Source organism: Pseudomonas sp. Ga0074129, assembly GCA_001465025.1.
GTDB lineage: Bacteria > Pseudomonadota > Gammaproteobacteria > Pseudomonadales > Pseudomonadaceae > Aquipseudomonas.
Genome location: LNDO01000052.1, coordinates 35,215 through 57,625, shown reverse-complemented (window position 1 = coordinate 57,625; position 22,411 = coordinate 35,215). Strand labels below are relative to the sequence as shown.

Here is a 22,411-nt window from a genome sequence, read left to right as displayed (position 1 = left end):
GATTTCGCGGTTTATCGGTCGAAAGCGGCTCATACAGTCAGGTTCCAGGAGCGATGCGCAATTCTACCGGCGAGGGGAAAAGTCCGACAGGCTGCTAGGCTGCCGCGCCAAGGCGAGAACCGCCCGCATTAGCCCAGCGCCTCATCGGTGAGGGTGGCGCAGACTTTCAAGACCTCATCGACGCTGGTCACACCCGCTAGGGCGTAGTCCAGCGCACAGGCGGCCAAGGGGCGATAACCGGCGCTGATTTGCGCCGCCTCGGCAAAGCCTTGCGGGTCGCTGCGACGGAGGGCGGCGATCATGGCCTCGTCCATTTCCAGCAGTTCATACACGCCGATTCGGCCGGCATAGCCGGTGTTGTGGCATTGGTGGCAACCCGTGCCGCGCTTAAAGCTGCGGCCTTGCAGCGAAGCTTTGTAGAGCACTTCCAGCCAGGCCAGTTGGCGCGGCTCAGGGCTGTGGTCTTCCATGCAGTTCTCGCACACGCGGCGCACCAGACGCTGGGCCAGCACCGCATTCAGCGAGGTGGCCACGAGAAAGGGTTCGGCGCCCATGTCGATCAGGCGCATGGCCGAAGTAAGCGCATCGTTGGTGTGCAGCGTGGACAGCACCAGGTGACCGGTCAGCGCCGCACGCAGGCCGATTTCAGCGGTTTCCTGATCGCGCATCTCACCGATCAGCACGATATCCGGGTCCTGACGCAGGGCGGCGCGCAGCACGCGGGCAAAGCTCAGATCGATCTTGGCGTTGACCTGCACTTGGTTGATGCGCGGCAAGCGGTATTCCACCGGGTCTTCCACGGTGATGATCTTTTTCTCCGGGCTGTTCAGCTCGGACAGCCCGGCATACAGGGTGGTGGTTTTACCCGAGCCGGTGGGGCCGGTGACCAGCACCATGCCGAACGGCCGTTGCAGCAGGCGGCGAAAGCGCACCAGCATGTCGGGCGGCATGCCGCTGGCGTCTAGGTTGGAGACCCCGGCCGTCTGGTCGAGTAAGCGCATCACCACCGATTCGCCGTATTGCACCGGCATGGTCGAGACCCGCACGTCGATGGCGCGGCCCTTGACGCGGATGTTGAAGCGACCGTCCTGTGGCAGGCGTTTTTCCGAGATATCCAGCCCGGACATGATCTTCAGGCGCATCACCAGCGCCGAGGCCACGCGCGCCTCTTTCATCACCTGCTCGTTGAGCACGCCGTCGATACGCTGGCGGATGCGCACCACGCCCTCGTCCGGCTCGATGTGAATGTCCGATGCCTTCATCTGCACCGCATCCTCGAACAGCGTCTGCAGCAGGCGCACCACCGGTGCTTCGGTGTTGTTGTCGGCACCCAGTTTGGACAGGTCGAAGTCACTGTCCTTCAGCTCGCCTTCCAGCTCGCCGGCAATCGAGGCAATCTCGCTGGTGCGTCGGTACACGGTGTCGAGGGTGGCCAGCAGCTCGGCCTCGCGCACCACGGCCGGGTGCACGCGGGTCTTGAAGATGCGCTCCATCTCATCGAGGGCAAACAAGTCCAGCGGGTCAGACATGCCCACCAGCAAGCCATCGCCTTCGCGTGACAGCACCAGCGCGCGGAAGCGCCGGGCCATGGCTTCTTGCAGCCGTTGCACCAGTTCTTGATCAAAGCGGAAATGCCGGAGGTCGATAAACGGAATCTTCAACTGCTCGGACAGCGCGGTGAGCAGCTTGACCTCGGCGACGAAGCCGAGATCGACCACCGTACGGCCCAGTTTGGCACCGGTGCGTTTTTGCTCCTGCAGGGCCAGTTGCAGCTGTGCATCGCTCAGCAAACCGGCCTGAATCAGCAGGTCGCCCAGGCGCACCTTACGCTGGCGAAGATCTTCCTGACTCATCAACGGCCTCCCAGCGCCGTGGCGCGTTCACTGGCGAAGCGGCGGGCGCTGTCGTCCAGACCTGACCCTTGCAGGGCCAGACGATAATGGCGGCCTGCTTCGGCCGGTTGATCAAGCTGCTCCAGAGCAATCGCCAAACCCAGCTGCCAGGTCGACTGGCTCGGTCGTAAGGCAATCATGCGTTGGTACAGCTCGGCGCTGTTCTGCCACTGCTCGGTTTGCTGGTAGCTGGCAGCGAGCAAGGCAAAGTAAGTAGGGTCCTGCTCTAAACGTGGCGGATTTTGCTCCAACGTGGCGACGGCGCTGCGGGTTTCTCCAGCGTGCAATTGCGCACGCGCGAGCAGCAGGCGCAGTTCACTGTCGTGCGGCTGCTGCGCCAGTTGGGCGGGCAGCCAGTCGAGCAAGCGCTGCTGGTCACCGGCCGCCAGATAGGCGCGCGCCAGCCAGCGTTTTGCCTCCGGGTTGCTTGAGCTGTGCTGCAACGGTTCAAGCAAGTTGATGGCGCGTGCACTGTCACCGTCCTGCAGGGCCTGCCGCGCCAGCGCTATGGCATCCGGCTGATGCGCGGCAATCTTCACCTCAGCCTTACGGGCGGGCGCAACGGGTGCGGAAATCGGGGCCTCGGCGCGTATTTCAGGCACGCGGGGTTCGGCAGTGGGCGCAGGAACCGGGGCGCTGACCCAGGCAGGCAACGCCGGCTCGGCAGCGGGCATATCCGCTTGCGCCGTGGGCAGGTGACCCAACACCAGCGCGGGTTCAGCGGCCTGTGCAATGGGGTTTAACGGCACCTCAAGCCAAAGCATCCAGCGTTCACCGGCAGGCTCAAGGCGATCACGCACGTCAAGGCTGTCACCCAGACCCACCACTAGAATCTGCACATCCGAGCCGGCGTTCTCGACGCGCCAGGACAGGCTGCGACCGTCACGCTGCACGCGGCCACTTTGCACATCGCCCTGCCACTGCGCACCACTGAGGCGCAGGCTTACCGAACCGTTTTCTTCAACCCGCTGATAGGTCGTACTGCGATCCAGCAACACCTGCAGCACCAGGCCTCGGGCGTCATGCTGCGGCAGTATGTCCAGAACCTGCACTGACTGCAGCGCTGCGGAGGGTTCGATCACTGTGGGGATAACAGTGGTCTCCGGCGCTTCGCCGACCACACGCCCGTAGAGCAAGCTACCCACCACTAACAGCAGAATAAGCACCAGCACCGCGATGCCAATGCGGCGCAGGCGAGCGCTACGATCACGGCGTGCGGCGGCGCGCTCGTCCACGGCATACAGGCCATCAAGTTGCAGCCGTTCGTTAGGCGCAGCGCGACGACTTTCTAAATCGCGCAGCATGTCGTTGACCAAGCTCATGGCAACCACTCCCGCCACTGCTCAAGCCAAGGCCAGGCGCTCAGCACGGCAACCGACACCGCGCCGGCAGCCACACCCCACCTCAGCCAAGGCGAGCGGCGCTGCAGAAAAGGCTGCGCGCCGTCGGTATCGACCACCGCTCGCTGTACATGGTTGACGCTAACCTGACGCACGCCTTCGCCGTAAGCCACCATCAGCGCTTTGTGCGCGAGGATATTGAGCAAGCGTGGAATGCCACCACTGCCTTGCACCAGCCGACGCACGGCGGCGCCCTCAAACAATGGATCGCCCCGGTAACCGGCCACAGCCAGGCGCTCGTTGAGGTAGCGGCTGGCGTCTCGTTCATCCAGTGCGCGCAGTTGATAGGAAAAGGTGATGCGCTGGCGCAACTGGCGAAACTCCGGGCGGGCCAGGGTGGCCTCCAGCTCGGGCTGACCGAACAACACCACCTGAATCAGCTTGGTCGTTTCAGTTTCCAGGTTGGTCAGCAAGCGCAGCGCTTCGAGGGTATCGGTGGGCAAGGCCTGCGCCTCATCGATCAGCAGCACCGTGCTTTTTCCAGCGGAGGCCAGTTCGATCAAGCGCCGGTGCAACAGGTCCAGCAGCGCCTGCGCGTCGAGGCCGTCGATCTCGACAATACCCAACTCACGCGCCAAGGCTTGGCGCAAGCCCAATGGGCACATGCCCGGGTTGGGCAGGTAGGCGAGCTGAAAACGCTCTGCCTCCAACTCATTGAGCAGGGTGCGGCATAGCAGGGTCTTACCGGTGCCCACTTCGCCCGTCACCTTGATAAAACCTTCGCCCTCACCCAGCGCCACGCGCAGCAAATTCAGGCATGCCTGATAGGGCGCCAGTTGCACCAGAAAGCCGGTGTTGGGGGTCAGCGCGAAGGGTTTTTCGTGCAGACCAAAGAAGGCTTCATACATCGGCCTATCTCAGCTCTTTGTAAGTCTGCGCACTTTTGCGCAGCTCATTGAGCCAGACGTCCTCGCTGACCACTTGCGGACGCATCAGGATCACCAATTCGCTTTGCTGCAAAGCCTTGCGCTGTTGTTTGAACAGGTTGCCGACAATCGGCAATGTGCTGGCCCAAGGAATACTGGCATCGGTGTTTTCGTTGTTGCTCTGCAACAGACCGCCGATCACCACCACCTGGCCGCTGCGCGCCCGCACGATGGAGTCGGATTGACGTGTGGTGGAGAGGGCCAGCGGCAGGTTGAAGACGTTGTCTTCGCCCAGGGTGATGGTCTTGTTCTGGTCGCGAACCCGGCTGACGGTTGGCCGTACGTGCAGCGTCACCGTGTCGTTCTGGTCGATCTGCGGGGTCACGTCCAGGGAAATACCGGAGAAGAACGGCGTCAGGGTGATGTCTTGCGTCGGCTCGGTGACACCGCCAGCAGTAGCCGTCGAGCCGGTGGACGACACGTTGGTGACAAAAAACTCGTCCGTGCCAACCTTGATCACCGCCTTTTGGTTATTCAGCGTAGAAATGCGCGGGCTGGACAGCACACGCACCTCACCTTGAGTTTCCAGCAACTCAATCAAACCGGTGAAGTCGCCCAAACTAAGAGCCATACCAAATACGCCGTCCACGCCCCGCGGGCCACTTAATGCCGCGCCCCCCAGGCTGCTGCTGACATCGCCACCGATCTGGTCCCAACTGATGCCGGCCTGAAAACCATCGGAAAGCTGCACTTCAAGAATCTTGGTTTCCAGAATCACCTGACGCTGGAGATTGAGCTGGGCCTGCTCAAGAAACCGCGCAACGTTCTCCTGCGCCGCGCTGTGGGCGCGCACCACGAGCAGGCTGGCCTGCGGGTTGATCATGACGCTGCTGTTTTCGCCCGCCACAATCATCTCGACAACCTGGCGCACTTCATTCCAAAAATCGACATTGCTGGAAGTGCTCACCTGGCTGGCATTGAGGGTGGTGACGGTGTTGCTGTTACCACCGCCAGTGTTATTGCTGGTGTTGCCGCCGCTGTTATTACTGGTGCTTTCCACCTGCCCCGAACTCACGCGCGTGTCGGTTTGCCCCATACGTTGCAGGTTGAGGTAATTGATATCGTAACTGCGGGTGATCACCTGATTAGGCAGGATCTGATAACCGTAACTGGTACGGCGGAAGTCATAGCCATAGCTGTCGCGCACCGCCGCCAGGACTTCGTCGAGGGTCACGCGGCGCAGGCTGAAGGTGATGGTGCCACTCACGTCCGGGTGCACCACCAGGTTCTGCCCCGCGCCATCCATCAAGCTGAGAAAGAACTCACGCGCGGGCATATCTTTGGCGGCTACGTCAAAGCGCGGGCCGCTGCTGAAACCGCCATCCAGCGGTGGGATCAGCGCCGCTTGCACCGCCAGTGGCGGCATGACCTTGGGCGCGGCTTCGGCCTGTTTGAGACTTTCATCGAGCAACTTGTTGCTTTGCTCATACAGTTGCGCATCGCCATCCTTGAACGTCTGGCAGGCTGCAAGCAGGCAGGTCAGGCTCAACAGGCAGGCAGTGGGCAAAATTCTGTTCATGGGCATCATCGGCTCGGTTGCATAACAGGTTCGGCCAAGCGCAGCAGCACGCGCTGCCCCTGACGTTCGATCAATACGGAGTGCGCATGAATGGCCAGCACCCGGGCATCGGCATAGCGCTCGCCCACCCGCAGGCTTTGTCCGCCAATTACCGCACGGCTGCCGTTGGCGCTGCGCATGATGGCTTGTAGCACCAATGGATGGCTGTCAGTGGCATCAACCGGGGCGGTCGGCAGCAATGCGCTCGGTGGCAATGTTGGATCGAGGCCCACCGTCTCAGCCAGCGCGGCGCTGCTGAGTAGCAGGCTTAACAACAGGGCTCTAAACACCTACCCACCCCGCATGCCGACTTAAGGTATAGAGTTTTAGCCGGATACTGGCCTTGGCCGGCCCGGCCTCACCGACCTGATAATCCAGGCTATCCCAGTTCAACTGCCAACCGCTGGCCTGAACGGCTTGCAGGTAATTGAGCAAGTCGAAATAACCGCCCTCCAACTGCAATTCCAAACCGTGGCGGTAAAGGGTCACGGCCGGCGGCGTAGGCGCTTGTGCAGCCGCAGATGGCGCGGGCAGCGGTTCAGCGGCAACGAGCTGCACCGGCTCACTGAAACTGCTCATGGCCAGCACGCTTAACTGCGGCTGCTTGCGCAGCAGTTCTTGCAACACCGTTTGCATTTTCTGCGGGGTAACCAACTCGGCCGTGTATTGGTCGATCTGCTGGATCAGCGCTTCGCGGCTGGCAGATGCGGTCAACAATGCACTGCGGTACTGAAGATTCGGATCGGCCGCCAGGCGCTGCTGCAAGTCTTGCAGCGCGGTGGCCGCTGCCAGCTCACGCGCCTGCGCCTCTTGCCAGCTGCTTTGCTGCTGACTCAAACGCGCGCTGAGCGGATCGCCAATCAGCAGCACATACACCATGCCGAGCAGGCTCAAGCCGACCCCGTAAGCCAGCCAACGCTCGCGCTCCGCCAAACCCAACCAGCGCTGCAGCCACTTATTCATCGGCGTCCTCCTGATCTTTCTGCTGTGAGGACAGGTCGAAGTGCAGCAACTGATCGTCGCCGCGCTGTACGTCAAAACGGGCGAAGTCGCGGCCGCTAAACACCGGGCTTTGCCCCAGGCGCTGCAAATACTGCGGCAACAATTCTTGATCCTGGCTACGCCCTTGCAGACGGATGTGCCGCCCGCCTTCGCGCAGGCTAATGACGCTCAGCCACAAGCCGCTTGGCGGGTGCTGCGCCGTCAGGGCTGTCAGCGGTGCAACAAAGCCTGCGTTGCGTTGGCTGCTAAGCAATTGCAGGTGGGCAATCAGGCGCTGTAATTCGCGGTTATCGCGTTCACGGGCGGACAACTCTTCCGGCAAACGGGTATCCAACTGCGGCTCAACAAATTGGCTACGCACCGCCTCCAGCTGAACTTCTTGGCGTTCGGCTTGCGCCAGCATGGTCTGCAAGCGCTGCGTGCTCTGTTGCAATTGCCACAACTGCCAGCCGGCATGCACCCCGCACAGCAGCAAGACGATGCCTAAGCCCAGCCACATCTGCGCCGGTCGTGGGCCGGTGCGGCGCTTGCGGACGATCTGGAAGAGGTTAAGGTTTTGCATCAACCGACCTCCTGCCGCAGCGCTGCACCCACAGCCCCGATGCAATAGGCTTGCTCCTGCTCGGATAATTCAGCGCAAGGCTGCCCAGGAAAGAGCTCGCGTAAATCCAGCGCTTGCAACTTGACCGCCAAACCGTTGGTCAACGCCTCCAGGGCAACAGCGCCACTGCGCTTCATCGGCAACATCAGCATGCGGTTGATATAGCCCTTGCCCAACTGGCTTTCGTAGTAATCAAGCGAGCGTTGAATCTCCAGCGTCACAGCAGAAAATGTCTGATCGGCCTGGTCCAGCCCCTGCTCAATACGCCGTGCCATATAGAGGTCTGCACCATGCTGTACGGTGATGACCCCTTCGGTCGAGCGTAAACGCAGCAGCGCCAGGCTCATGCCCTCGCTGCCGGCCAGCAGCCCCAAGTTGCGAAAGGCCATCTCGGTGACATCAATGCTCGTCAGCTTCAGTTCGGCGTGACGGCACATCGTGTGCCATGCCTTCATCCGCTCCTTCTGCAGCACGGCGCAATAGGCCATGCGTGAACGGCCGCGGTAAGCGTCTTCGGGAAGGTTGAAGGCGTCGACGACGACGTTGTCGATGGGCTCGCTGATCAGCTCTTTAACACGCCAGCGCATGGCATCGCGCAACTCGCTGGCCGGTACATCGGGGCTATCGAGCAGCAGCATTTGATAGGAGATGGGATGCAGCAGCAGGTTGACGGGCATCCCGACAAAACCCAATTCATGAATCAATCGCTTAAGCAGCGCCGGCTGCGCGGAGACATCAGCTTTGTGAAACTGACATTCGAGCAGGCGCGGTTGCTGGCCAGGCTCGCGCAGCACGTGGGCCAGGGCAATACCTTCGGGGCTGGTTTCGATACCCAAAAGTCCCTTGGCAGTTTTTGTTGTTTTTCTCGTGAACCACTTCAACTGCACAACCCCCATCCACTGCAGCCCAAACTATGCAACACGACGTGCACGTGAGAATAGCTGCTTCGGCTCTATTTTGAGCCTGATCAAGCCACTGCATCACACTGTTCAAGTGATCACTGGACTCGCACGCTGATGCCCCAACCGCCTTAGCAAATAACAACAGCGCCCAAACAGCAAAAACCCTTATAAATAAACGACATCAAAAGGCCATGCGTCACAAGCAAACTGTATAACACAAACCGCAAGACACAAGCCCACCGCGCTAGCGCAGGCGTTGCAGCGCCTTAACATCCGCAACCGCAAAATGCGCCAACGCAATGCACCATCCGTGCACCCATGCACAGCTACGGTTCACCGCAATCGGTTTATGGCGCAGCCAAGGTGAACGATAAGTCGCCCGAAAGGCAGTGTTTACAAGGCTTAGAACCTGCGTAATAAAACTGGCACACAGTCTGCATAGACTCAAGCAATCCCAGTTTTGGGGACCTTGGTACAGGCAGACCGGGGATTCCCCTCTTTTATTGCTCGCTCAGGCTGACCACCAGCCGCCAATCGCCGTCCACCTGCTCAGCGTGCCACACGCTGCGCAGGGGACGAGCCGCCACTACCCGCAAAACCAAATCCCTTCGTTCACGCTCAAAGCGCCAGTTGGCCTGGCGACCATTGACGCTAACCTGACCTTTAAATTGGCGCCCGAAACTCTGAAACCGCAGGTTCACCACGCCGGTGGCATGTTCTTCAAGCACGCTGGGTTCGACGTTGAACCACAGGTGCAAGGACTGATCGACCACGTCGACACGCTCAAGCCACAGTGGGTCGGGCTGTAGTGCACGACCGATCATCAAACCGATCAAAAACCCAAAGATACCCAATGAAGCAATCACCCGAGCCCACGGCCGCGGGCGCGTGCCTGTAGAATACTGCTCGCCTTCACGCTCGGAGCCGCGCATGTTTCATGTCATCCTTTTTCAACCAGAAATCCCACCTAATACCGGCAACATTATCAGGCTCTGCGCCAACAGCGGCTGCCAGCTGCATTTGATCGAGCCGCTGGGCTTCGAGCTGGATGACAAGCGTTTACGCCGTGCCGGTTTGGATTACCACGAATACGCCACACTCAAACGCCACCCGGATTTGGCCAGTTGCCTGGCAAGCCTTGGTGAGCCACGCGTGTTTGCCTTCACCACCAAAGGCTCGCAGGCGTTTCACGAGGTCAGCTATCAGCCTGGCGATGCCTTTTTGTTCGGGCCGGAAAGCCGCGGTCTGCCTCAGGAAGTACGTGACAGCCTGCCACCCGAACAGCGTCTGCGCCTGCCGATGCGTGAAGGTTGCCGCAGCCTGAACCTGTCCAACACCGTTGCCGTAGCGGTCTACGAGGCCTGGCGCCAACAGGGCTTTGCCGACGCTACGTAACGTGACAATCAACATAACGACAGCCAAGGATGGCAGGCCATAAAAAAACGCCCCGAAGGGCGTTTTTTTATAAGCGGTGAAGCTTAAACCGCTCGCTTGCCAGCCGCCGCTTAGTGAGCGGTCGCCACTTCGCCGGCCTGAGCCTGCTGCATGCGTTGCAGTTCTTGCGCGTACAGGGCATCAAAATTCACCGGAGCCAGCATCAGCGCCGGGAACGAGCCACGAACAACCAGGCTGTCGAGGGTTTCACGGGCATACGGGAAGAGGATGTTCGGGCAGAACGCGCCCAGGGTGTGGCTCATGGACGCTGGATCAAGCCCTTTGATCAGGAAGATACCGGCCTGCTGCACTTCAGCAATAAAGGCAGTTTCTTCGCCGGTTTTCACGGTCACGGAAAGGGTCAGCACCACTTCAAAGAAGTCGCCATCAAGGGCTTTTTGACGGGTATTGAGGTCCATGGCAACGCTCGGCGCCCACTCCTGACGGAAGATTTCCGGGCTCTTGGGCGCTTCAAAGGACAGGTCACGGACGTAAATACGCTGCAAGGAAAACTGTGGGTTCTGTTCGCCCTGAGCGGCGCCGTTGTTAGCTTGTTCAGTCATGGCAAAGCCTTTTTCTTGAGGTTCTTAAACAGGGATTAGGGTTAAGCCTGAAGCAGCGTATCGAGTTTGCCGCTGCGCTCCAGCGCGTGCAGGTCATCACAACCGCCAACGTGGGTGTCGCCAATCCAGATTTGTGGCACCGAAGTACGCCCGGCTTTACGGGTCATCTCAGCACGCACATCCGGCTGACCGTCAACGCGAATCTCGTTGAACGTAACGCCTTTGCTGGTGAGCAACTGTTTGGCACGAATGCAGTAAGGGCACCAATCGCTGGAGTAAATAACGACGGGGCGCATATCACTTCACCAACGGCAGGTTATCGCCACGCCAGCTGGCCACACCGCCAGCCAGTTTGGCGGCGTTAAAGCCGGCCTTTTTCAGATCACGACATACCGAACCGGAATGCTGGCCCATCGCGTCAACCACAATCACGGTCTTGGCTTTGTATTTTTCCAGCTCACTCATGCGCGCAGTGATTTTTTCCAGCGGAATGTGCAGGGCACCGACGATATGGCCAGCAGAGAAATCTTTCTGCGCGCGAATATCCAACACCACGCCTTGCTCGCTGTTCACCAGTGCTGTCAGCTCGCGGCTGCTCAGGCTGGCGCCACCTTTGCGCGCCTCAGTAAAAATCAGCAACGCCAGCAAGGTGACAAACATTCCACTCAGTACATAGTGGGTAGTAGCAAATTCAATCAGGTTGGCAAGCATTGTGCGGTTCCGGGGCGGTAAAATGGGGGCCAGTATACACAGCCACACAGGTCGGCCAAACCCCGCACGGCAGTGACCTTTAACGCACTTGGCCGTAACATGTGCAGCCTTGTTTCCGCCCCTCGACCGACAGCGAGCCTGCTTTATGAGCGCCACGCCCAAACCCCTGGTACTGATCATCCTTGATGGCTTCGGCCACAGTGACTGCCCCGAGTCCAATGCCATCATGGCGGCCAACACGCCCGTTTATGACCACCTGCGCGCCACGCAGCCGCATGGGCTGATTTCCGGCTCTGGCATGGACGTCGGACTGCCAGACGGGCAAATGGGCAACTCTGAAGTGGGCCACATGAACCTCGGCGCGGGCCGCGTGGTGTATCAGGACTTCACCCGCGTGACCAAAGCCATCCGCGACGGCGAGTTTTTCCACAACCCTGCTATCACCGATGCGGTGGACAAAGCAGTGAGTGCTGGTAAAGCCGTGCACATTCTTGGCCTGCTCTCGGACGGCGGCGTGCACAGCCATCAAGAGCACATTGCGGCCATGGCTGAACTGGCGGCCCAACGCGGCGCAGAGCAGATCTACCTGCACGCCTTCCTCGACGGCCGTGACACGCCACCGAAAAGTGCCCAGCCATCCATCGAGTTGCTGGACGCCACCTTCGCCAAACTCGGCAAGGGTCGTATTGCCAGCCTGACCGGGCGCTACTTCGCCATGGACCGCGACAACCGCTGGGATCGCGTCGAGCAGGCCTATGGCTTGCTGGTTGACGGCAGCGCTCAGTTCAACGCTGCGACTGCCGTGGACGGCCTGAATGCAGCCTATGCGCGCGGCGAAAGCGATGAATTCGTCAAAGCCACCACCATTGGCACACCCGTGCGCATGGAAGATGGCGACGCGGTGATCTTTATGAACTTTCGCGCCGACCGCGCCCGCGAACTGACGCGCGCCTTCGTCGAGCCAGGCTTCAACGCATTCGAGCGTGCGCGCGTACCGCAACTGGCCGGTTTCGTCATGCTTACCCAATACGCCGCCAGCATCCCGACACCCAGCGCTTATAAACCCGAGGCGCTGACTAACGTACTGGGCGAATACCTAGCCAATAATGGCAAAACCCAACTGCGCATCGCCGAGACCGAGAAATATGCCCACGTCACCTTCTTCTTCTCCGGCGGCCGTGAAGAGCCCTTTGCCGGCGAAGAACGCATCCTGATCCCGTCGCCAAACGTCGCCACGTACGACCTGCAACCACAGATGAGCGCGCCTGAAGTCACCGACAAGATCGTCGATGCGATCGAAAATCAGCGCTATGACGTGATTATCGTCAACTACGCCAACGGCGATATGGTCGGTCATACCGGCGTCTTTTCTGCGGCCGTGGCCGCCGTTGAATGCCTGGACAGCTGCGTGGGTCGTATCGTCGCCGCGCTGGACAAAGTGGGCGGTGAAGCCCTGATTACCGCCGACCACGGCAACGTTGAGCAGATGGCCGATGAAAGCACCGGGCAAGCGCACACCGCGCACACCTGCGAGCCAGTGCCTTTTATCTATGTCGGCAAACGTGCCGCAACCGTCCGTGCAGGCGGCGTACTGGCCGATGTGGCACCCACCCTGCTGACCCTGATGGGCCTGCCTGTGCCGGCAGAAATGACCGGCACCAGCATCGTCGAGCTGCACTGATGCAACCCCGCCTGCCGGTTACACACCCGGCAGGCGGGTTGATCGGCATCAACCCGCAACGCCGAACCGGCTGCCCGCATCAGCAACCGGCGTCAGCGAATAAGCTGAACACAGCCCAATACCTGCAACATGTAACGGCTACATGGCCAATTTTTAGGCATACTAGCCGCGTTCCTCCTTCAGGTAGCGTCAGCCCCATGTTTCGTGCCTTCGCCCTTCTCTTCCTCGCCCTCGTGTTAACGCCGACCTTCGCCGACGAAAAAGCGGCTGCACAAAAGCAACTGGACGCTGCTCGCGCCGATATCGCTGAGCTCAAACAGTTGATGGAAAAACTGCAGCGGGAAAAATCCGGCGTGCAGAAAGACCTGAAAAAAACCGAAAGCGAAATGGGTCAGCTGGAAAACCAGGTTAAAGGCCTGCAGAACGACCTAAAAAAAAGTGAGGAGGAAATCCTTCGCCTCAACGATGAGAAAAAAAAACTGGAAGGCGCCCGACTTGAACAGCAGCGCCTGATCGGCATCCAGGCCCGCGCCGCCTACCAAAGCGGTCGCCAGGAATACATCAAACTGCTGCTCAACCAGCAAAATCCGGAAAAATTCTCGCGCACCCTGACCTACTACGATTACCTCAGCGAAGCGCGCATGGAACAACTCGACGCGTTCAACGAAACCCTGCGCCAACTGGCCAATGTTGAGATCGCGATTACCAACCAGCAAAGCCAGTTGCTGGAACAGAAAAGCGCCCTTGATGGCCGCCGCGAACAGCTGGCAGGCGTGCGCAAAGAGCGCCAGGTGGCCTTGGCCAAGCTCAATAAAGAATTTTCCGCTCGCGACCAGAAGCTCAAAGCACGGGAACAGGAACGTGCCGAACTGGCAAACGTGCTTAAAACCATCGAACAAACCCTCGCCCGCCAGGCCCGCGAAGCAGAAGCGGCGCGCCAGCAAGCCTTACTGGCCGAGCGCGAAGCACAACGTAGCAGCCCTCAAACGACGGCCAGTGGGCCATTGGTCAGCGCTGGCGCAAGCGTTGGCGGCCCTTTTGCTCAGGCCCGAGGCAAGCTGCCCTGGCCAGTCAACGGTCGCCTGATCGCCCGCTATGGCACTCCGCGCGGCGGCGATGCGCGCACCACCTGGGATGGTGTGCTGATTGATGCCGCTGCTGGTAGTCAAGTACACGCCATCCATGGCGGGCGCGTGGTGTTTGCCGACTGGTTGCGCGGCGCAGGGCTTCTGGTCATTCTCGATCATGGCAATGGCTATCTGAGCCTCTATGGGCATAACCAGAGCCTGCTCAAAGATGCCGGCGACGTGGTCAAACCTGGCGAAGCCATTGCCACCGTCGGCAACAGCGGTGGCCAGGAAGATACTGCTTTGTATTTCGCAATTCGCCAGCAGGGCCGAGCAATCGACCCTGCACAGTGGTGCCGCGCGCAGGGTTAGCTGTTTAGTGAGTGCCGCGATTACCGATTCAGGACAGGAGTAAGACATGCCGCATCTGTTCCGCCTCACCGCACTGGTGCTGGCCACGACCCTGCTGGGCAGCCAGGCTGCGCAGGCCACGCCGGACTTGGCGACGGATACCGTTAGCGATAGCGCGCCACTGCCCTTGGATGACTTGCGCACCTTTGCCGAAGTGATGGACCGCATCAAATCGGCCTATGTCGAACCGGTCAGCGATAAAACCCTGCTGGAAAATGCCATCAAGGGCATGCTCAGCAACCTAGATCCGCACTCGGCCTATTTAGAGCCAGAAGCCTTCCGCGATCTGCAGGAAAGCACAAGTGGTGAGTTCGGCGGCCTGGGTATTGAGCTGGGCAGCGAAGATGGCTTCCTCAAAGTTGTCTCCCCGATTGATGACACCCCGGCCTCGGCGGCCGGCATTCAGCCGGGCGATCTGATCATTAAAATTGACGGCCAACCCACCAAAGGCCTGTCGCTGATGCAAGCCGTGGAGAAAATGCGCGGCAAGCCTGGCAGCGAGATTGAACTGACGCTGGTGCGCGAAGGCGGCAGACCGTTCGACGTCGAACTCATGCGTGCCGTAATCAAGGTCAGAAGCGTGAAGAGCCAGTTACTCGATGAGGGCTACGGCTACATCCGCATCACCCAGTTCCAGGTCAACAGTGGCGAGGAAGTCGGCAAGGCGCTGGCCAAGCTGCGTAAAGACAACGGCAAGAAGCTGCGCGGCATTGTTCTCGACCTGCGCAATAACCCCGGCGGCGTGCTGCAAGCGGCGGTAGAAGTCACCGATCACTTCCTCAAGAAAGGCCTCATTGTCTACACCGAAGGGCGTATCGCCAACTCAGAACTGCGCTTTAATGCCGACCCAGCAGACGCCAGCGAAGGCGCACCGTTGGTGGTACTGATCAACGGTGGCAGCGCTTCGGCCTCGGAAATCGTTGCCGGCGCCCTGCAGGATCACAAGCGCGCCGTGCTGATGGGCACCGACAGTTTTGGCAAAGGTTCGGTGCAAACCGTACTGCCACTGAATAACGACCGCGCCCTCAAGCTCACTACGGCGCTGTATTTCACGCCCAACGGCCGCTCGATTCAGGCTCAAGGCATCGTGCCGGATATCGAAGTCGCACGCGCTAAGCTCACCCGAGAGCAGGATGAAAGCGGCATCAAAGAAGCCGATCTGCAAGGCCATTTGGGCAACGGTAACGGCGGCGCGGACAAACCCAGCAAGGGCAAAACCGACAGCCCAGCGCGCCCCCAGGATGATGACTACCAACTGAGCCAGGCGCTGAATCTACTCAAAGGCCTGAGCGTTACGCGCGGCGACTAGAGCACGCACGTACGAAACCGCCGTAACAAAAAGCCCGGCCTTGATCACTCGAGGCCGGGCTTTTTAATAGCGCCTGAACTTACAGGTAGTTATTGATCATCTCGTCGATAAAGCCTTCGGCGCGCATCTCATCCAGGGCTTTTTGCAGACGCTGCACCGCCTCATCAGGGGTGTCTTTGTTCAACGCAAGGAACAGTTCGGCCTCGTTAAAACGCAACGCCGTGTTCAGCCCGCTGACGCCTTCCTGTTTGGCCAGGTAACGCCCGACCGGGTCGGTGGTGGCCCACAGGTCAATCTTGCCGCTGAGCAGCTTTTTGATGTTTTCCTGATCACGCAGCGCATTGACCGGGCTCAGGCCCTGGCTTTCCAAGTTCTGGCTGACGGCATCGTTTTTATAGGCGCCAATCTGATATTGCGCAGCGTCTTTAAGACTGGAAACGGTGACGTTATTACCCGGCGCCGCCAACAACACCCAGCCCGTCTTTGCCAGCGGCCCAACCCATTTAAACAGGGGCTGACGCTCGGCGGTGAAGGTCGTGGAGAACAGGCCGTAATTGGGCTTATCGAGGGTCAAGCGGTAGAGCCGATCCCAAGGAAAGCGCAGCGTCAGGGTGTAGTTGATGCCCGCACGCTTGAACATTTCACGGACGATTTCGGCACTGATGCCGTCAATCCCATCGTCACGGGCGTAGTTCTTGTCATCCACCGCCATGTTGAACGGTGGGAAATTCTCGGTCAGCAGGACCACTTTGTAATCGGCGGGCAACTCCGCCTGCGCGGCGCAGGCACTGAACAGGAGCCCGAACAACAGGCTGGCTTTCATGGTTTTCAACATAGGGTTTCGCTCGCTTGAATTGTGATTATGGCTAGCGGCGGGCCCGCTTATGACAAGCCCGCTGATTCTCGGCGTTACAGGTAGTTGTTGAGAATTTCGTCGACAAACCCTTCACTGCGCATTTTGTCCAACTCGGCTTGAAGTTTTTGCACCACTTCATCCGGTACTTCCTTGTTCAGCGCTAGGTACAACTCGGCGCTGTCAAAACGCAGGATGGTTTTCAGTCCACTGATACCTTCCTGCTTGGCCAGGTATCGCCCAGCCGGATCACCCGTAGCCCACAGATCAATCTGCCCAGCCATAAGCTTTTTGGCATTTTCCGTATCGCGCAGAACGGTAATCGGCGACAGACCTTTCTCGACCAAATGCTCGGCAATCGCGTCACCTTTATACGCGCCTACCTTGTACTGTTTGGCATCCTCCAGACTATTGAGGGTGATGCTGCTGTCCGCCTGCCCCAGCAGAACCCAGTCATCCGGCCCAATTGGGCCGACCCATTTGAACAGCGCCTCGCGCTCGGGTAAGCGTGCCGCGACGAATACGCCATAGCCCGGTTTTTCCAGGGCCAGCTTGTAAATCCGATCCCAAGGGAAGCGCAGGGTCATGTTGTATTGAATGCCGGCGCGCTTGAACATTTCGCGGACAATATCCACGGCAATGCCGTCAATGTTGTCTTCTTGGGCGAAGTTCTTGCCATTAATCGCCATGTTGTAGGGCGGGAAGTTCTCGGTAAGCAGCACCATGCGGTAATTCGGATCGATTTCGGCACGAGCACTGCCTGCAAGCACCATAAACGTGCCAACGAGGGCGGTAAGGAATTGTTTAACCATGATTTCTCACATCTTTAGTTGGGCTTCGGGAACAAGCATACCCAGCACAGCGGACTAAGCCCAGCCTAGGGTCAGCGCCCTGCGTCTAAGCGGGGCCGTTTAGAAATAACTGTTTTTGATGGCGGCCAACTCACCTTGCGCGCGCATGGCATCGAGTGCCGTCTGTAACTTCTGCACCAGCTCATCCGGCGTTTCCTTGTTTAAGGCCAGATACAAATCCGCACTGTTAAAGCGATGCACCACCTTCAGTGCCCCGAGCGGTGACTGCTTGGCCATGTAACGCCCAGCCACATCGTCGGTGGCCCACAGGTCGATTTGATCTTTCTCCAATTTGCCAAGGTTTTCTTTGTCTTGCAGGCTGGTTTGTACGGTGAGGCCTTTATCAATCAGGAACTGCGAAATGGCATCGTTACGGTAGCCACCAATGCGATACGCACCTGCCTGCTCCAGCGAATCAAGGCTGATAGAGCTGTCAGCCTTGGCCAGCAGCACCCAGTCACTGACTGCAATAGGCCCGACCCACTTGAACAACGACTCGCGCTCCGGCGTACGAATGGTGGAAAAAAGGCCATAGCCTTTGTTATCCAGTGCCTGTTTGTACAAGCGATCCCAAGGAAAACGCAGAATAAACTGGCACTCCAACTCTGCCTTTTGGCACAGCGCGCGCACGGTGTCGCTGCTAATCCCTTGCACATCCGCATCTTTGGCAAAATTGCCACCACTGGCGGCCATGCTGAACGGCGGCAGGTTTTCGGTTAGCAAAACCAACGGCTGCGCATGCGCCAGACTGGCAACACACAACAGCCACAAAACGATTAAAAGTCGGATAGCAGGCATAGAAACTCCGCGCATGGGCAAGGCCACTTATAAGAACAAGCGCGCAGAACGCAGATGTGCCAACTTCGATCTGTGCGCAAACGGAATAATTCTAGCGGGCGATGCCACATATTGCTGTCGACTCGCCCGCAGCAGTGGCTGGCTGATCGACTGTGCCGCATCGTTACGGCTGGAGCGCTCAAGCAGATGAGTTTTAAAGTGCCCGCAGTCTGTCAGGGGGCACGCGCCGAAATCAGTAATCGGCTCAGCACTTATGCGTTAGCCGAAACCCGAAGGCCTGATGACTCGAAGTTACTTGGGCGGGGGAAAAGCTCGGTGCGGATTCGGTCGAGCCTATCGCGCATGGTGGCGATGTCTGAGCGATCGTCAGTTGTGTCGTTGATGCAAACGCACAGGTGATGCCCGAGCGAGTCCACCAGCGAGGCGACCGTTTCATTCTCCACATCATCGGTTAGCAGGTATCGGCATTGCTCCCAGCCAATGTCGGCCCGACCATGGGTCGCACACCAGTCAAGATAGAGGTTGGCCAGGATGCTCTGACCGGTACGGCGCCTGAATTTTTCCTGACGCACCTCTTCAAAAATCTCTGGGTGAGCATGCTCCAGTTCCATCATCCAGCTTTTACGGATGGCTTTCGGGGCGTGCTCGGGAATGAACTCAATGGTCGATGCACCATAGGTTTGCTGCATCCAATGCCGTGCGTTACTGGCATCGTTATGCCCCGAGAGTTGCAACTCTGCGTCAATCACCGGGATTCGCTCACGGGTCAAAAAAACCATAGCGCTAGCCGCACTGAAGAAGTCTTTTGATTGAACAGGCCGCATCAGCATTTGATCGTCATTGAACGAGACGAAATGCTCTGCCAAGTCGGGGATGTGGTGGAGCACTGATTCGATAGCACGCGACGAGAAAGTCGGCAGATAGTGTTCAGCGAGAATTTCAGAGTGATCGACAATGCGCAGCCGAGGATGATCGGCGATAAAGCCCGGTATCTGCTGGTCGGTGACAATGAAGATATTGCCATCAATGCCCCAAAACTTTTCCATTGAGCGCAGCAGAAACAGTAAGTCGTCGTTATCCCGGTAACGCCCCTCACCGTTTGAGGAGGGCAAAAGGTCGAGCTGAGGCTCACGTGAGTGATGTTGCCGCTTGGCACGCCAATCAGCATCACCCCCATTAACCCACGTGATCACAGCATCAATTTGCATTGTTAATCCAGTTATCCATCCACATCGCTGTTTTTAGCAGCCGTTAAAATCCAACCCGCGTCAGCGCACCACGATACCGCGGCTGGCCATATAGGCCTTGGCCTCGGGGATGGTGTATTCGCCGAAGTGGAAGATGCTCGCCGCCAACACCGCCGCCGCCTTACCTTCGATGATGCCGTCGGCCAGGTGTTGCAGGTTGCCGACGCCGCCGGAGGCGATCACCGGAATGCCGACCATTTCGCTGATGGCGCGGGTCACGCCCAGGTCGTAACCGCTCTTGACGCCGTCCTGGTCCATGCTGGTCAGGAGGATTTCACCGGCACCGAGGTCTTCCATTTTCTTCGCCCAGAGCACCGCATCCAGGCCGGTCGGCTTGCGCCCGCCGTGAGTGAAGATCTCCCAGCGCGGGGTTTCGCCAGGCAGCGACACGCGCTTGGCGTCGATGGCCACGACGATGCACTGCGAGCCAAAGCGCGAGGCAGCTTCGCCCACGAACTCGGGGGTGAATACTGCTGCAGTGTTGATCGAGACCTTGTCCGCGCCGGCATTCAGCAGGTTGCGGATGTCCTGTACGGTGCGTACGCCGCCGCCGACCGTCAGCGGGATAAACACCTGGCTGGCCATGCGCTCGACGGTGTGCAGCGTGGTGTCGCGACCGTCGACGCTGGCGGTGATGTCGAGAAAGGTAATCTCGTCGGCACCTTGCTCGTCGTAGCGCCGGGCGATTTCCACCGGGTCACCAGCATCGCGGATGTTCTCGAACTGGACGCCCTTGACCACGCGGCCATTGTCCACGTCGAGGCAGGGGATAATGCGTTTAGCCAAAGCCATAACTATGTTCTCGTTGGATGGGGCGGGCGGCGTTCCGCTGAGCGCAGCGAGACCTATCGTCGCGCCAACGGATGACTCCAACGGTGGGTTACGCCGCAGCGCGACTAACCCACCCTACGTTCAGATCAGCCTTTGAAGGCGTCGCAGAAAGCCTGCGCCTCAGCCACATCCAAAGTGCCTTCATAGATGGCACGCCCGGTGATTGCACCGATGATGCCCGGCGAGCGCGCCAGCAGCAGCTTCTCGATATCACTCAGGTTGTGGATGCCGCCGGAGGCGATCACCGGAATGCGGCTGGCGGCTGCCAGGGCAGCGGTGGCTTCGACGTTGCAGCCCTGCATCATGCCGTCTTTAGCGATGTCGGTATAAACGATGGCCGAGACGCCATCGGCTTCGAAGCGCTTGGCCAGGTCAGTGGCTTGCACAGTGGAAACTTCGGCCCAGCCGTCGGTGGCGACGAAACCGTCTTTGGCATCCAGGCCCACGATGACTTTGCCGGGGAAGGCTTTACAGGCATCGGTGACGAACTGCGGATCTTTCACCGCCTTGGTGCCGATGATCACGTAGCTGACGCCAGCACGCACGTAGTGCTCGATGGTTTCCAAGGTACGGATGCCACCGCCGATCTGGATCGGCAGGGTCGGGTAGCGCTTGGCAATAGCGGTGACCACTTCACCGTTCACCGGCTGGCCTTCAAAGGCACCGTTGAGGTCGACCAGATGCAGACGGCGGCAACCGCCCTCGACCCACTTGGCGGCCATGCTCACCGGGTCATCGGAGAACACCGTGGAGTCTTCCATGCGGCCCTGGCGCAAGCGCACACAAGCGCCGTCTTTCAGATCGATAGCGGGGATAATCAGCATCGGTTGAACCTGCTCAAGTCGTGTGAATTCGGTGGGTCAGCTTTTTTCCAGCGCCCAAAGGTCGCTTTCGATGCTCTCGAACCGTTCTTTCAGGTGAGTCTGCACATCGAAAATCGCCCGGTTGTAGTAGTGCGGCGCAATCTCGCGGGCAAACAGTTCGAGCACCTCGGCGGCCTCGAAACTGCCCAATTCCAGCTCAAAGCGTTCCGCCATAAAACGCTTAAGCACCAAGCAGGCTTCACGCTCCTGCTCGGCGTTCAAGGTCATCAGCGGCGGCTTTTGCTTGGGCCGGCTCATTTACCAGCGGCCATCCCAAGCGGCGAAATTCTGCAGCAACTGCAGGCCGTGGGTGTGGCTTTTTTCTGGGTGGAACTGCACGGCAAAACGCGAGCCTTCGGCCAGCGCAGCGGCGAAATCCTTGCCGTAGTGGCCGCGACCAACCACCTGCTTAGGATTGCCGGCCTCGATGTAATAGCTGTGCACGAAGTAGAAGCGCGCCAGGTCCGGAATGTTGTGCCACAGCGGATGTTTGACCGACTGCGCCACCTCGTTCCAGCCCATGTGCGGCACCTTCAGCGGCTCGCCATCCTCGACCATGTCTTTGCCGAAGAAACGCACCTTGCCGGGGAACTGGCCGATGCAATCGACGCCATCGTTCTCTTCGCTGTGCTCCATCAGCGCCTGCATGCCCACGCAGATGCCGAGAAACGGCCGATCCGCGCTGACTTCACGCACCAGGCTGTCGAAGCCCAAGCGCTTGATCTCGGCCATGCAATCGCGGATCGCCCCCACACCGGGGAACACCACGCGATCCGCTTCGCGAATCACCTGAGCGTCGCTGGTGATCAGCACTTTACCGGCACCGACGTGCTCCAGCGCTTTGGCCACCGAATGCAGGTTGCCCATGCCGTAGTCGATTACTGCAACGGTTTGCACTTACAAGCACCCTTTGGTCGACGGCATCTGCCCGGCCATACGCTCGTCCAGCGTCACCGCCATGCGCAGCGCGCGGCCGAACGCTTTGAACACCGTTTCAATCTGGTGGTGGGTGTTGGTGCCGCGCAGGTTGTCGATGTGCAGGCTGACCAGGGCGTGGTTGACGAAACCCTGGAAGAACTCCTGGAACAGGTCCACGTCAAAACCACCGACTACGGCGCGGGTGAACGGCACCTGCATTTGCAGGCCCGGACGACCGGAGAAGTCGATCACCACACGCGACAGCGCTTCATCGAGCGGCACGTAGGAATGACCGTAACGGGTCATGCCTTTTTTGTCGCCGATGGCCTGAGTAAAGGCCTGGCCGAGGGTGATGCCGACGTCTTCCACGGTGTGGTGATCGTCGATATGCAGGTCGCCCTTGCACTGGATATCCATATCGATCAGGCCATGACGGGCAATCTGATCAAGCATGTGCTCAAGGAACGGCACGCCAATATCAAATTTGGCTTTGCCAGTCCCATCCAGGTTGATCGAGACCTTGATTTGGGTCTCCAGGGTATTGCGCTCGACGGATGCCGTACGTTCGGCCATCACCAGCTCCAGAAATTGCC

Annotated in this window: 25 protein-coding genes; 4 read left to right on the top strand and 21 right to left on the bottom strand. The window is 59.3% G+C overall.

Features of this window, described 5'->3' with window-relative positions; translation table 11 throughout:
• Positions 1-128: 128 nt before the first annotated feature.
• The 9 genes from AUK77_RS04790 to AUK77_RS04750 all read right to left on the bottom strand — a co-directional run bounded on the left by AUK77_RS04790 (position 129) and on the right by AUK77_RS04750 (position 9,213).
• On the bottom strand, positions 129-1,853 hold the full coding sequence (locus tag AUK77_RS04790) for a GspE/PulE family protein (RefSeq protein ID WP_296126759.1): 1,725 nt from the start codon (positions 1,851-1,853) through the stop codon (positions 129-131).
• Complete coding sequence (locus AUK77_RS04785) at positions 1,853-3,214, bottom strand: tetratricopeptide repeat protein (RefSeq protein ID WP_296126756.1); 1,362 nt, start codon at positions 3,212-3,214, stop codon at positions 1,853-1,855. The genes AUK77_RS04790 and AUK77_RS04785 overlap by 1 nt, the downstream gene beginning before the upstream one ends.
• A complete protein-coding gene (locus tag AUK77_RS04780; RefSeq protein ID WP_296126754.1) occupies positions 3,211-4,140 on the bottom strand; it encodes an AAA family ATPase in 930 nt (309 codons plus the stop codon). Before AUK77_RS04780 ends, AUK77_RS04785 begins: the two co-directional genes overlap by 4 nt.
• A 4-nt stretch (positions 4,141-4,144) precedes the next feature.
• Positions 4,145-5,737 carry a pilus (MSHA type) biogenesis protein MshL gene (locus tag AUK77_RS04775; protein WP_296126752.1) on the bottom strand — a complete coding sequence of 531 codons (1,593 nt, stop codon included), beginning with the start codon at positions 5,735-5,737 and terminating at the stop codon, positions 4,145-4,147.
• Between the two features lie 5 nt (positions 5,738-5,742).
• Positions 5,743-6,066, bottom strand: coding sequence for a Type II secretory pathway component (locus AUK77_RS04770; protein WP_296126750.1), 324 nt, complete (start codon positions 6,064-6,066; stop codon positions 5,743-5,745).
• Positions 6,059-6,739 (bottom strand): type II secretion system protein GspM, encoded by a 681-nt coding sequence (locus AUK77_RS04765; RefSeq protein ID WP_296126748.1) that lies wholly within the window; start codon positions 6,737-6,739, stop codon positions 6,059-6,061. The genes AUK77_RS04770 and AUK77_RS04765 overlap by 8 nt, the downstream gene beginning before the upstream one ends.
• The gene (locus AUK77_RS04760; protein WP_296126746.1) at positions 6,732-7,340 is read right to left on the bottom strand and encodes a PilN domain-containing protein; all 609 of its coding nucleotides are present in this window, start codon (positions 7,338-7,340) and stop codon (positions 6,732-6,734) included. The genes AUK77_RS04765 and AUK77_RS04760 overlap by 8 nt, the downstream gene beginning before the upstream one ends.
• Positions 7,340-8,215 carry an MSHA biogenesis protein MshI gene (locus AUK77_RS04755; RefSeq protein ID WP_296126745.1) on the bottom strand — a complete coding sequence of 292 codons (876 nt, stop codon included), beginning with the start codon at positions 8,213-8,215 and terminating at the stop codon, positions 7,340-7,342. Before AUK77_RS04755 ends, AUK77_RS04760 begins: the two co-directional genes overlap by 1 nt.
• Positions 8,216-8,781: 566 nt before the next feature.
• Positions 8,782-9,213: a hypothetical protein gene (locus AUK77_RS04750; RefSeq protein ID WP_296126742.1), complete on the bottom strand. Its 432-nt coding sequence runs from the start codon at positions 9,211-9,213 to the stop codon at positions 8,782-8,784.
• Between AUK77_RS04750 and trmL the strand changes: the two genes are divergently transcribed.
• Positions 9,212-9,676 (top strand): tRNA (uridine(34)/cytosine(34)/5-carboxymethylaminomethyluridine(34)-2'-O)-methyltransferase TrmL, encoded by a 465-nt coding sequence (gene trmL, locus AUK77_RS04745; RefSeq protein ID WP_296126739.1) that lies wholly within the window; start codon positions 9,212-9,214, stop codon positions 9,674-9,676. The genes AUK77_RS04750 and trmL overlap by 2 nt on opposite strands.
• Positions 9,677-9,786: 110 nt before the next feature.
• On the opposite strand, the gene secB is transcribed toward trmL, so the two are convergent.
• From secB to AUK77_RS04730, 3 genes are read right to left on the bottom strand one after another with little or no spacing between them, the layout of a single operon-like run.
• Positions 9,787-10,278 carry a protein-export chaperone SecB gene (secB, locus tag AUK77_RS04740; protein ID WP_296126738.1) on the bottom strand — a complete coding sequence of 164 codons (492 nt, stop codon included), beginning with the start codon at positions 10,276-10,278 and terminating at the stop codon, positions 9,787-9,789.
• Between the two features lie 41 nt (positions 10,279-10,319).
• On the bottom strand, positions 10,320-10,574 hold the full coding sequence (grxC, locus tag AUK77_RS04735; RefSeq protein WP_296126736.1) for a glutaredoxin 3: 255 nt from the start codon (positions 10,572-10,574) through the stop codon (positions 10,320-10,322).
• Position 10,575: 1 nt separating this feature from the next.
• Positions 10,576-10,989, bottom strand: a complete 414-nt coding sequence (locus AUK77_RS04730) for a rhodanese-like domain-containing protein (protein WP_296126734.1) — start codon at positions 10,987-10,989, stop codon at positions 10,576-10,578.
• A gap of 145 nt (positions 10,990-11,134) precedes the next feature.
• Between AUK77_RS04730 and gpmI the strand changes: the two genes are divergently transcribed.
• The 3 genes from gpmI (at position 11,135) to AUK77_RS04715 (ending at position 15,457) form a co-directional block, all read left to right on the top strand.
• Positions 11,135-12,670 carry a 2,3-bisphosphoglycerate-independent phosphoglycerate mutase gene (gene gpmI, locus AUK77_RS04725; protein ID WP_296126733.1) on the top strand — a complete coding sequence of 512 codons (1,536 nt, stop codon included), beginning with the start codon at positions 11,135-11,137 and terminating at the stop codon, positions 12,668-12,670.
• Between the two features lie 197 nt (positions 12,671-12,867).
• Positions 12,868-14,109: a murein hydrolase activator EnvC gene (locus AUK77_RS04720; protein WP_296126731.1), complete on the top strand. Its 1,242-nt coding sequence runs from the start codon at positions 12,868-12,870 to the stop codon at positions 14,107-14,109.
• Positions 14,110-14,155: 46 nt separating this feature from the next.
• On the top strand, positions 14,156-15,457 hold the full coding sequence (locus AUK77_RS04715) for a S41 family peptidase (RefSeq protein WP_296126729.1): 1,302 nt from the start codon (positions 14,156-14,158) through the stop codon (positions 15,455-15,457).
• Between the two features lie 79 nt (positions 15,458-15,536).
• On the opposite strand, the gene AUK77_RS04710 is transcribed toward AUK77_RS04715, so the two are convergent.
• The 9 genes from AUK77_RS04710 to hisB form a co-directional block, all read right to left on the bottom strand.
• Complete coding sequence (locus tag AUK77_RS04710) at positions 15,537-16,292, bottom strand: ABC transporter substrate-binding protein (protein ID WP_296126728.1); 756 nt, start codon at positions 16,290-16,292, stop codon at positions 15,537-15,539.
• Between the two features lie 74 nt (positions 16,293-16,366).
• Positions 16,367-17,122, bottom strand: a complete 756-nt coding sequence (locus AUK77_RS04705; protein WP_296126726.1) for an ABC transporter substrate-binding protein — start codon at positions 17,120-17,122, stop codon at positions 16,367-16,369.
• A gap of 99 nt (positions 17,123-17,221) precedes the next feature.
• Positions 17,222-17,959 carry a transporter substrate-binding domain-containing protein gene (locus tag AUK77_RS04700; protein ID WP_296126724.1) on the bottom strand — a complete coding sequence of 246 codons (738 nt, stop codon included), beginning with the start codon at positions 17,957-17,959 and terminating at the stop codon, positions 17,222-17,224.
• A gap of 251 nt (positions 17,960-18,210) precedes the next feature.
• Complete coding sequence (locus AUK77_RS04695; RefSeq protein ID WP_296126722.1) at positions 18,211-19,167, bottom strand: stealth family protein; 957 nt, start codon at positions 19,165-19,167, stop codon at positions 18,211-18,213.
• Positions 19,168-19,227: 60 nt separating this feature from the next.
• Entirely contained in the window at positions 19,228-19,998 is a 771-nt protein-coding gene (gene hisF, locus AUK77_RS04690; protein ID WP_296126720.1) for an imidazole glycerol phosphate synthase subunit HisF, read from the bottom strand.
• Between the two features lie 125 nt (positions 19,999-20,123).
• The gene (gene hisA, locus AUK77_RS04685) at positions 20,124-20,861 is read right to left on the bottom strand and encodes a 1-(5-phosphoribosyl)-5-[(5-phosphoribosylamino)methylideneamino]imidazole-4-carboxamide isomerase (protein WP_296126718.1); all 738 of its coding nucleotides are present in this window, start codon (positions 20,859-20,861) and stop codon (positions 20,124-20,126) included.
• A 36-nt stretch (positions 20,862-20,897) separates the two neighbouring features.
• Positions 20,898-21,158: a DUF2164 domain-containing protein gene (locus tag AUK77_RS04680; protein WP_296126716.1), complete on the bottom strand. Its 261-nt coding sequence runs from the start codon at positions 21,156-21,158 to the stop codon at positions 20,898-20,900.
• On the bottom strand, positions 21,159-21,797 hold the full coding sequence (hisH, locus tag AUK77_RS04675; RefSeq protein WP_296126715.1) for an imidazole glycerol phosphate synthase subunit HisH: 639 nt from the start codon (positions 21,795-21,797) through the stop codon (positions 21,159-21,161). It abuts the gene before it with no gap.
• Positions 21,798-22,391, bottom strand: a complete 594-nt coding sequence (gene hisB / locus AUK77_RS04670; protein ID WP_296126713.1) for an imidazoleglycerol-phosphate dehydratase HisB — start codon at positions 22,389-22,391, stop codon at positions 21,798-21,800.
• Between the last annotated feature and the right edge of the window lie 20 nt (positions 22,392-22,411).